This window comes from Acinetobacter thutiue (assembly GCF_030385805.1).
GTDB lineage: Bacteria > Pseudomonadota > Gammaproteobacteria > Pseudomonadales > Moraxellaceae > Acinetobacter > Acinetobacter corruptisaponis.
Genome location: NZ_JAUDZE010000019.1, coordinates 1 through 9469, shown reverse-complemented (window position 1 = coordinate 9469; position 9469 = coordinate 1). Strand labels below are relative to the sequence as shown.

The window sequence follows — 9469 nt, the reverse complement described above, 5'->3', positions numbered from 1 at the left end:
TCAAAACGCAACGCCACCAGACCGCAGCGAAAAACCTGAATCAGAAAATAGAAAAAGCCCTGAATCCAGAACAACAAAAGGAAAAACAAAACCAGAAACAACAGAAAAAACGAGAAGACCAGATCAAATACTTTATCGGTTCACTCTATCTAGGTATTTTTGAACGAGCAAAGTTTCAAATAACCCACTCCAATCAGGACTTGGACAACCTGAAAACCTTATTTCGTATGGCCTTGATCGGTAAAACTATGCAACAAACTAACAAGGATCTACAGACAGTCACCCAAGAAATTGCCAACTCAAGCCAATACCAAGAAATTGAACGATTTATACAAGAAGCCAAACAAGATCCAAGAAACCCATTCAACAAAACACCAGAGCAATAAACAAATATCACGTTTAAACGCTGTATTTTCGCCATAGTACGATCATTTCAAACTGAACTAGAGATCAGGTACCCAAAAAACAAAAAAGTGCCTCTAAACGCAAATAGAAGCAAATGATATAGCATCTATAAGCGATAAGAAGGCCTCAACCAAGCGAGTGTCTACGAGCGACATCCACAAAATTCGCGCCTCGGCCCTCTGAAAAACCGCTTTTTTAGGTTAACAAACCTAAAAAAGTGAAGTTTAGATGTAGAAATTTGATTCTAGACCGAGCGAAGCGAGCATAAAGCTCTATGAGCGAAGCGAATTCCGAGTTGCCTTTGCTTTTTCTCAAATTCACAACGAAAAGAGCCAAAAAATTGCCCCCAGAATCGAGCGAAAGCGAGATTCAATAGAGTTTGAGCGTAGCGAAAACCAAGGGCAATTTTGACCAGACTAGGCTTTTAATTATTTTTAATACTTTTTAATGCTTTTAGACAGGCTGAAAGCCTTTAATAGCAAATGTTTCAAAGCCTATAAAACTAGGTTTATCGACCCATAAAACTAGGTTTATCGACCCATAAAACTAGGTTTATCGACCCATAAAACTAGGTTTATCGACCTAATTAATAGGTCGTTTTACAACCTAGTTAAAATAGTTTATGGTATGACCTAGTTAAATTTGATTTATATTAAAAAAATGGCCGAGTTAGTTGTAAAAGATAATGCTCTGATTCAAGCAAGTTATACATTAGATACTGTTGAGCAACGTCTTATTCTTTTGGCAATAGCTGAAGCAAGAGAAACGGGACAAGGCATCACGGAAAATAGCTTGTTGGAAGTTCACGCTAGTAGCTACATAAATACTTTTAATGTTGAAAAACATACTGCATATACCGTTCTTAGGGATGCCTCTAGAAGCTTATTTGATCGCTATGTTACTTATCACGATATAAATCCAAAAACAGGTAAAGACAGAAGTTTCCACTGTAGATGGGTGGATAAAATTGGTTATGAACATCAATCAGGAGTTGTATTCTTACGTTTCACTCAAGATATTGTCCCTCTAATTACTAGATTAGAAGAAAATTTTACTAAATATGAAATACAACAAGTTTCCAAATTAACAAGTACATACGCCATTCGCTTATATGAGCTACTAATCCAATGGCGATCTAGTGGTCAAACACCAGTTTTTAATCTATCAACATTCAGACAACAACTAGGCGTTGAGGCTACTCAATACAAGACTATGAGTAATTTTAAAACCTATGTCCTAGATTTTGCCTTGAAACAAGTTAATGAACTAACAGATATAACGGCTAACTATCAACAACATAAAACTGGCAGAACAATTTCTGGTTTCTCTTTCACATTCAAACAAAAACAGGAACGTAAAAAAGTTAAGCCTAAAAAAGCTAGCCTAACGGAGAAACAATTAGATTTATTTGCAAATAAGTTGGCTTATGACTCTGCTTTTTCTAGCCAATTTAGTGAGGCTGGTGAAAGCTATGAAAACTTTGCCAAAAGGATTAAACAACTGTTAAAAGACCCTGTAAATTTAGACAAATATTCAGATTATTTAGACAATTTAGATTTAAAAGTTTAGGCTATAAAGGCTGTCTAATAGACAGCCTATTAGACATATTATTTTTACAAGATTAGGCATAGTTTTACACAATGAAAAGTCTTTCTGTTGTTGAGTTATCTAAGCTATATAGCATAAATAGACAAACTATTTACAACCATATAAATAAAGGAATATTAAGCAAAAATTCTGATAATAAAATTGATTTTTCAGAAGCTATCCGTGTATTTGGAGAGCCTGCTAAAAAACAGGATGTAAAAGAACCTGTAAAAATAGACAGTCCAAGTTCGGCAGAAGTTTTACTGCTTAGACAGCAGATAGACATGCTGAAAAATCAGCTTTCGGATGCTAAAGACCGGGAATCCTTTTATCAAAACCAGATTGAAACGATGCAGCGCTTACTGGAAGCCCCAAAAGCCAATATGACTACGTTTACCGATCAAGAACAGCCTAAATCGAATGCAGCTCAAGTACAGCCAGAATCAGGCACCGATGATACGAAACATGACGGATTGACTACTGCCGAGCCTAAACGGATTCCGATCCCTGAACAGGTTGAGGCTGAACCCGAAAAAAGAGGCTTTTGGAGCCGTTTTTTTAGACCCTATGATTAACCACGATTGTTTAACTAATATGAATAAAGTCGTGAAACATTGATCAAAGAATAGGCGTGGAACGTGAAAACTCAACAAAAAAGCCAAATCACAAAGGATTTGGCTTTCAAATAAACTATAAGCAAATGATTTATATAAGATAAAAAATTGCATTTCGTATAATCCGTATTATGTTAATTTTAGAAAATCTAAACGTGATATAATTTTAACCTATTACTTTTACAGTAATATTCCATATAGCAGAAGCCAAATAATGTCTTTAGTTCCTATTATGAAACCTGTATGGTTCTCCCTCAGAAACATACTAGTGAGGTTAAGATGCATAGTTTTTCTGTAAAAGAATTAGATCAATTAATTGAAAATGATTTAAAAGCAAATAAAAAATCAAGTAAGTTATTGATTGGATATAAACTATTTCACGATCTGATGAATGATCCCAAATTTCATACAGAAGTCACCAATTCAGCTCTTAGTGCTACCAAACGAAAATATAAAAGTCTAAAGATAAAAATAACTACAGATGAATATCAACTTCACTTTGAATAACCCCCCCAAAAAAAAAGAGCAATATGCTCTTTTTTTACATTAATCAATGTGTGAAATTTTATTGATTTCAGCTATCAGTTCAGGACGTTTAAGCTCTTGAGTAAGCGTATGTTTCACTTTTTTTTGTTATACATTATGGTCAGTAAAATCAGAATAATAACCAAGATCAATGAAATAATAATTGTTTCCATAACTTGACCTATAGGTAATAGATTTTGATCTAATTTTAGCATGTCTTATAAGTAACAATTATTCAGATCTATCATCCATTTAACATAATGGGCGTTATGCGAAACCAATCTAAATTATTTTAATTAAATCAATAATTTGTAAATTTTACATAATCCCAAAAAACACTAAAAAGCCGACTCAGACACATGTCGGCTGCTTTTTAAGCACTTTTGTCACTTTTAGCCAATAAAATAGGTTAAAAAATATTCAAAATTTTGTTTTTCCCTGATTTCTTAAGGCTTCAATAACCCTCTTTTATCCCCATTTTCTGCGGACAAATATCGGGATAATTTGAGGATATGTCCATGTACGCTATGGCGTACAGCCATTCAGGAAATTCACTAATAGCCATACTCAGTTCAATTTCCTATTATGAACTCATTGAGAACAGGATGTTCCAGATAACAATAAGAAATCAGCGCACCAGGATCGTGAAGCAAGACAGGAGTCATGCTTAACAGCCCAATACGAAAAACCCCGACAGGATGTCGGGGTTTTTTATTGTCTCATGATTTTAATTGTACTTTGACTCTACACACTTTAATGCTATGGTATATATCAGTGATATATATCTTGTGTATCTGGAGGTCAACATGGAAATTGCCAAAGTATTTCAAACTGGTCGCAGTCAAGCGGTTCGCTTGCCTAAGGCCTTTCGTTTCAATGGCACTGAAGTGGCCATCAAAAGCTTCGGACGTGGCGTTTTGTTGATGCCAATCGATAACCCTTGGGATGTCATGTTAGAAGCCATCAATGAGTTTGAGGTTGGATTCCAGTTGGAGCGAGCTGATCAAGGCGAACAGTTCCGTGAGGAGTTCAAATGATTTACCTCTTAGACACAAATATTTGTATCTATGTCATCAACAACAAGCCTCAACACATTTTTGAACGCTTTAAGCAATATCAACTCGGCCAGCTTGCGATTTCAAGTATCACGGCATCTGAGCTGGCTTTCGGTGTAGAGAAGTCTGGATCTGAACGCAATAAACAGGCATTAAACAAGTTTTTGTCACCTTTAGAGATTCTTCCTTACGATGAACAAGCAATTTGGCATTACGCCAAATTACGCCAAGATCTTCAATCCACAGGTAAACCGATTGGCAGCTTAGATATGCTGATCGCTGCTCATGCTTTGGCATTGGATGTTGTATTAGTAACGAACAATACAAAAGAATTTGAACGGATTGATGGTCTAAAGCTAGAGAATTGGGTCTAATCGCTATATCTAGCCCTATGCAGGGCTAGAATTCGCATAAGAGATTTTATGTTAAATGCCGATAATATTTAATTTGTATTATTAGAAATATAGTGCAGATTTTGTATAGTATTTAATATAGTATTCGCATTATTAAATGATTTAAATTTTTTTATAAGTATTAGTAGTTTATGACATTAGATTTATTAGCTACACATGGTACATGTAGTTCATATGCAAATTTAATATGTAAAGAGAATTTTAGAATTTGTGATGGACGGCATGGTGCTGGAGTGTATTTTTGGCATGCATCTCCAAATTTTGATGATGCTGTCGATTTAGCTAGATCGTATGCTGAATTCAACTTGACGAAAGGTGCATATGATGGTGTTGATGAGACAGAACCATGTGTATTAGCTTGTAATATCTTATTGAATAAAAACAACTTTTTAGATTTAGAGTCAATAGATTATTTAGGTGTTTTACGTGCTTATTTATTAAAATTCGATGCTAAGCTAAAAGCTATGCCAAGCAGAGATGTCAAAGCAGAATTAACAAAAATATATAACGGTTTTTTTCAGGAGCTTGAAGAGATCTCTAATGAAAAAATAATTGTATATCATGTTAAAGCTGCTGTACCACAAAACTACAAGGACCCTAAATCGAAAGGGTTACAATGGGCTACTCAGTTTGCAAGTAGTTGTTTAGTTGTTAGAGAGAACAGCGTTATTCCTTTAGCATCAATTAGGAGAATCTAGATATGTTTGATTCAGCATTAGCTAAGAAATTTCTAGAAAAAATTGAAACTATGTCTTTTGAAGAACTTGATGAAAGAGCATCTCGTGCGCCTAGCATTGGTATTGAAGGTCTAGTTGAAAATTTACCCACTTTAGAGCTTTTATATGAAGAGATTATTGAGGCGTCTTTCAAACAAGATGTTATTCAATTATTTTCTATAAATAACAAGGCTAACAATACCAATCCTGAAATAAGGTCTCGAGAGAGTTTCTCTTTTGAGATCTCTAGTAATAATGAACCTGAATACGCAGCAGCAGCTTAATTTTTATGAATATCAAATTTGTTGAATATAAGATTGGAGAATTAAAATTTTCTCCATCATCTCAACTTCTAGAAAACTTATCAAATCTTGATTCAATAAATATTGATGATTATCTAAGATTTACTCCTATTTTTTTTCAAAATTCATCAAAAAATTTTGTTATAAAATTTCATCTAGAAGTAAAGACAGAAGAAACCAGTTTCTTTGAACTGGAATTTTTATCTAAATTTGAGTGTGAACAAGATATAGATGAAAAATTCAAAGAATCGAACTTCCCAATTATTAATGCTCCAGCTATAGCATATCCATTCTTAAGAGCATTCGTGAGCAATTTTTTTGTAAGTTCAGGTTATTATCCAATTCTTTTACCAACCTATAATTTCACAAAATTTAAGAAATCAACGTAAGTTTTCTAATGTTAAAATAATTTTTCTTATAAAGGGCCTAGGCATCAGATCTAGGCTTTTTTATTTCGTATTTGGTTGATTGTCTCTTCATTTATTAATTCAGCTACTAATTCCCCAATGGTACTTAGAGGATTATCTTGAATACGTTTAAGTGGATCAAAAACACTTAATAATTGTTGAGCTTCAGGTATTGCTGCGTGATATTCATCTAAAGTAAAAGTAGCTCCATTCGAATGCTTTAAACCAGCTATTCCTCTTCCAAATATATTTGTAGATCTATATGTCTGTCCATAGAACCAGCCCTTACTTAACAAATAGTTAAAATCTACGGCTTCTGGGTTTAATGACAAAAAGTATTTATAAATTGATCTATCAAAATTTAGAAAGTATTCGGTATATTGCTCTACCTGAGCTTCAAAATCTTGCGTACCTTCTCCATAAATTTGTTTAAGCTTCTCATAATAATTATTCTTGAAAAGACCATTTCCTCGACCATATATTTTATATTGAAAAATATAGTATAAGCTTATGAAATTTATATCATTTTTTGTTATAAATTCTAAAGATGATATAGCATCTTCAATATAAAAATTATTTTTTTCATTTGTTATCTTTTCAACCAATAAATCAGATAATAATTCTGTTAAAGAATTCTCACCTTTACAGACCATTTGCTTTAAAGAATTATTCGCCGAACTTTGAAAACCAATAGTATGGATCTTCTCTTTTAAAGTCTCTACATCTTGAGCAATGGCTTTAGCCTTAGATTCTAATTTCTCAGAAAATATATAACTGAGTAATTGAACTTTTTCATCAATTTGATTTCTTAATTGTGTCTGTACCTGATAATTATTGGCTTGATAAAGGTCTAAAAAAACTTCTTTGACTTCATCATAAGAGAGACCAATAGTCATATCTCCTTGTACTTGGAGAGCTGTTGAACCATCTCTGACAGTTTGACTCTGTTTATCACTCACTTATTTTTCCTTTGATTTATCTTTAAGTCATTGCCTACCTGAATACCTGTACTCTTACCTGAGACATGTTGAGACTGAACCTTATCTTCTTTCCTGGTATTTTGTTTAACGTTAGCTATCGCTGTTAAAAATGCAATCAGTCCTCCTGCTACTAGGGCGTAGGAAGTCATTTTAGGGTCATAAAAAGCATAAGCTAAACTACAAACCAACCAAATAAATGTGACTATAACTATTAATATTCTCAAAAAATTTTACTCCTCTTTTATGTAGTTTCTCTAAAATTAACATAATACGCCTTATACGAAGCTATGAATCCTTATCCTGTAAGGCATTCATAGCTCGCCACTTCATCATTAACACCTCATCTTCCTCCTCAAAGGTCGACTCCCCAGACGCAATCCGCTCAATCATCGCATTGACATAAGCTTGACTGGCATCAATTACATGCTGCTCAAATGAATGCTCCACAATCCCTTGCGTTGCCTTAAAAGCAGCTCGAATTCGATCTGCATCTACTGGATTTTTCATGCTTGGCCACGCTGCTCTGATTGATAACTTGGATGATCTTTCAGATAGGCAATAAAACTGTCCAAACGTTTGCTATCCAATCGTGATTCTTCAGGATGATCCACATGCTGCAATAGGTTCTGACCTAAAAAATATTGCTCAAACTGTGCTTTAAAATACTCTGGAATATCCGACACCAAAACATAGCTATCATCTGATTTCAGTTGATGGCGTGGAATCTGAATCAACTCAAGTAAATGTTTCTTCCACAATAGACTGGCACGAAGCTGATCATTCACTGGATGATGGGGATCATGTACAGCTGCACGTTGATCTTCAAATAGACCCTCAAGAATTTGTTTTCCAGTCTTCATACGACCTCCAAAAGCTTTATTTAAAACCTCACAATATTCCTAGAACCATGATGGCGTATAACTATCATCACGATCCAAGTCTTGATTTTTACGCTGCGCTAAGGCTTGGTTATACTCCTTTTGATAAATCTGGAGCTTGTTAAATTGTCGAATCTGTTGAATGGTTTGCTTCTGTGCCTCAACTTCAAGCTGAATAATTGGATCAGCACTTTTCAACTTCCACCGATGGATCTGCGGAACATCCTGCAACTGCGTTCCGTACTTCTGGTTAAATTCCTGATTGGACAAATGACTCACTCGATTCGGAACAACAATTTCCATACCCTCCAGAATCACGGTTTTCATCGGTGCATGCCTTTCCAAAGCCTGATTAATTAGCTGCTCAGTTTTTTCTCGAAAGGCTTTGACCTGATCACGGCCAAAGCCCAACGCATCAGCCGTTAATTTCTGTGCGCCACCCTTAGTAGGATTCTTTGGACGATACTGCTTAAAAAACTGCTCTGGTGGTCGTTCAATCCCATCGGACAGACTCCGTTCAGAATACATCAGATGCAAATGCGGTTGATCTTCACCTGTCAGCTCACTCGGATGATTATGCACCGCTGCGGTATAAGGGAACTGATACTGATCAGCAAATTCCTGAATAAAGGCCTCGACCAATTCTTTACGCTGCTGCTTCGACAATTCTTTTGGTAAAGCCACAGTCAACGTTGAACTGGTTCGACCTCGAGCAATCTCATAACGATCCGCACTATGCCAAAAAGTCGCAGGTGCATCGACAGCCCAAGCAGGCATATTTCCAGAACGCACAAACTCCAATTCCTCATCGGCCTTTTGCTCGGCAAAATGCGCGGTTCGAGTCAGATAATGGAAGGTATTCTTGGAACTGGAATCCTTCTTCACATTGTGCCGAATATTCATGTAAAACATGCCGAATTCACCTGAGATCCAATTCGCAAAGGAGGCTCTCCGCAGGAGCGAGGAGGAGTGTCTTTTTTTGACAATAATCGCTTTAGCGGTTGTTGTCAAAAAAAGACACGGAAACGAGATAAACTATTTTTTATGCATAGCAGAAAAAATAGTTTAAACGCCCACAACATGACGCTAACATGGAGTCAATTCACGGCAAAATGAGATCCAAATGGCAGGACGCAAAGCGTTAGTTCTCACAGCAAAAGAAATCAACGAACTCGGCACGCACATCCTCAATCTACCGTTCAAACGCCGAGTTGAAGAACGTTGCTTGCACATGCTCAAAAACAAAAAAAGTCTTCAGGATCTCAGTGAGCAAGACCGACAACTGATCCAAAAATGTCGCTATGAACGCAATGCCTACAACAAACGCATGCTTCAGCTGCAACTGATCCAACAGACAGAACCTGCCAAACAGACCGCTCTGGAACAAAACATCCTCAAGCTCCATCAAAAACATGACATCGATGCCTACTTTGCCATGCACGATGCACTGGATGAGATCCTCAAAACGCAACGCCACCAGACCGCAGCGAAAAACCTGAATCAGAAAATAGAAAAAGCCCTGAATCCAGAACAACAAAAGGAAAAACAAAACCAGAAACAACAGAAAAAACGAGAAGACCAGATCAA

Annotated in this window: 12 protein-coding genes and 2 pseudogenes; 10 read left to right on the top strand and 4 right to left on the bottom strand. The window is 35.8% G+C overall.

Translation table 11 applies throughout. From position 1 onward, the window contains the following. The 9 genes and pseudogenes from QTA56_RS18175 to QTA56_RS18135 all read left to right on the top strand — a co-directional run. A pseudogene (locus tag QTA56_RS18175) lies at window positions 1–386 on the top strand (hypothetical protein); the annotation flags it as partial. A 679-nt stretch (window positions 387–1065) separates the two neighbouring features. Then, complete coding sequence (gene repM / locus QTA56_RS18170) at window positions 1066–1974, top strand: replication initiation protein RepM (RefSeq protein ID WP_026441244.1); 909 nt, start codon at window positions 1066–1068, stop codon at window positions 1972–1974. A gap of 71 nt (window positions 1975–2045) precedes the next feature. Continuing rightward, on the top strand, window positions 2046–2567 hold the full coding sequence (locus QTA56_RS18165; protein ID WP_267982268.1) for a plasmid replication DNA-binding protein: 522 nt from the start codon (window positions 2046–2048) through the stop codon (window positions 2565–2567). A gap of 318 nt (window positions 2568–2885) precedes the next feature. Continuing rightward, complete coding sequence (locus QTA56_RS18160) at window positions 2886–3113, top strand: hypothetical protein (RefSeq protein ID WP_086352936.1); 228 nt, start codon at window positions 2886–2888, stop codon at window positions 3111–3113. 824 nt (window positions 3114–3937) lie between these two features. Then, complete coding sequence (locus QTA56_RS18155; RefSeq protein WP_012268402.1) at window positions 3938–4168, top strand: antitoxin; 231 nt, start codon at window positions 3938–3940, stop codon at window positions 4166–4168. Further along, window positions 4165–4560, top strand: a complete 396-nt coding sequence (gene vapC / locus QTA56_RS18150; protein ID WP_086265275.1) for a type II toxin-antitoxin system tRNA(fMet)-specific endonuclease VapC — start codon at window positions 4165–4167, stop codon at window positions 4558–4560. The genes QTA56_RS18155 and vapC overlap by 4 nt, the downstream gene beginning before the upstream one ends. A 170-nt stretch (window positions 4561–4730) precedes the next feature. Continuing rightward, window positions 4731–5297 carry a poly(ADP-ribose) polymerase family protein gene (locus tag QTA56_RS18145; RefSeq protein WP_086265276.1) on the top strand — a complete coding sequence of 189 codons (567 nt, stop codon included), beginning with the start codon at window positions 4731–4733 and terminating at the stop codon, window positions 5295–5297. A gap of 2 nt (window positions 5298–5299) precedes the next feature. After that, entirely contained in the window at window positions 5300–5599 is a 300-nt protein-coding gene (locus QTA56_RS18140; RefSeq protein WP_086265277.1) for a hypothetical protein, read from the top strand. Between the two features lie 5 nt (window positions 5600–5604). Further along, window positions 5605–6006 carry a protein-export chaperone SecB gene (locus tag QTA56_RS18135; protein WP_086265278.1) on the top strand — a complete coding sequence of 134 codons (402 nt, stop codon included), beginning with the start codon at window positions 5605–5607 and terminating at the stop codon, window positions 6004–6006. 50 nt (window positions 6007–6056) lie between these two features. Here QTA56_RS18135 and QTA56_RS18130 read toward each other — a convergent pair whose 3' ends face one another. The 4 genes from QTA56_RS18130 to QTA56_RS18115 form a co-directional block, all read right to left on the bottom strand. Next, window positions 6057–6983 (bottom strand): LPO_1073/Vpar_1526 family protein, encoded by a 927-nt coding sequence (locus tag QTA56_RS18130; RefSeq protein ID WP_086265279.1) that lies wholly within the window; start codon window positions 6981–6983, stop codon window positions 6057–6059. Between the two features lie 306 nt (window positions 6984–7289). Next, window positions 7290–7511, bottom strand: a complete 222-nt coding sequence (locus QTA56_RS18125; RefSeq protein WP_192596778.1) for a hypothetical protein — start codon at window positions 7509–7511, stop codon at window positions 7290–7292. Beyond that, the gene (locus QTA56_RS18120) at window positions 7508–7864 is read right to left on the bottom strand and encodes a hypothetical protein (protein ID WP_086265272.1); all 357 of its coding nucleotides are present in this window, start codon (window positions 7862–7864) and stop codon (window positions 7508–7510) included. Before QTA56_RS18120 ends, QTA56_RS18125 begins: the two co-directional genes overlap by 4 nt. A 39-nt stretch (window positions 7865–7903) precedes the next feature. Further along, window positions 7904–8794 carry a MobA/MobL family protein gene (locus tag QTA56_RS18115; protein ID WP_326498168.1) on the bottom strand — a complete coding sequence of 297 codons (891 nt, stop codon included), beginning with the start codon at window positions 8792–8794 and terminating at the stop codon, window positions 7904–7906. Window positions 8795–9005: 211 nt separating this feature from the next. Between QTA56_RS18115 and QTA56_RS18110 the strand changes: the two are divergent. Continuing rightward, a pseudogene (locus QTA56_RS18110) lies at window positions 9006–9469 on the top strand (hypothetical protein); the annotation flags it as partial.

What these genes read in the sequence shown, in the direction of transcription:
- repM (WP_026441244.1), top strand. Translation starts at nt 1,066, where the DNA reads ATGGCCGAGTTAGTTGTAAAAGATAATGCTCTGATTCAAGCAAGTTAT.
- QTA56_RS18155 (WP_012268402.1), top strand. Translation starts at nt 3,938, where the DNA reads ATGGAAATTGCCAAAGTATTTCAAACTGGTCGCAGTCAAGCGGTTCGC.
- QTA56_RS18120 (WP_086265272.1), bottom strand. Translation starts at nt 7,864, where the DNA reads ATGAAGACTGGAAAACAAATTCTTGAGGGTCTATTTGAAGATCAACGT.
- QTA56_RS18115 (WP_326498168.1), bottom strand. Translation starts at nt 8,794, where the DNA reads ATGTTTTACATGAATATTCGGCACAATGTGAAGAAGGATTCCAGTTCC.
- QTA56_RS18145 (WP_086265276.1), top strand. Translation starts at nt 4,731, where the DNA reads ATGACATTAGATTTATTAGCTACACATGGTACATGTAGTTCATATGCA.
- QTA56_RS18135 (WP_086265278.1), top strand. Translation starts at nt 5,605, where the DNA reads ATGAATATCAAATTTGTTGAATATAAGATTGGAGAATTAAAATTTTCT.
- vapC (WP_086265275.1), top strand. Translation starts at nt 4,165, where the DNA reads ATGATTTACCTCTTAGACACAAATATTTGTATCTATGTCATCAACAAC.
- QTA56_RS18140 (WP_086265277.1), top strand. Translation starts at nt 5,300, where the DNA reads ATGTTTGATTCAGCATTAGCTAAGAAATTTCTAGAAAAAATTGAAACT.
- QTA56_RS18165 (WP_267982268.1), top strand. Translation starts at nt 2,046, where the DNA reads ATGAAAAGTCTTTCTGTTGTTGAGTTATCTAAGCTATATAGCATAAAT.
- QTA56_RS18125 (WP_192596778.1), bottom strand. Translation starts at nt 7,511, where the DNA reads ATGAAAAATCCAGTAGATGCAGATCGAATTCGAGCTGCTTTTAAGGCA.
- QTA56_RS18160 (WP_086352936.1), top strand. Translation starts at nt 2,886, where the DNA reads ATGCATAGTTTTTCTGTAAAAGAATTAGATCAATTAATTGAAAATGAT.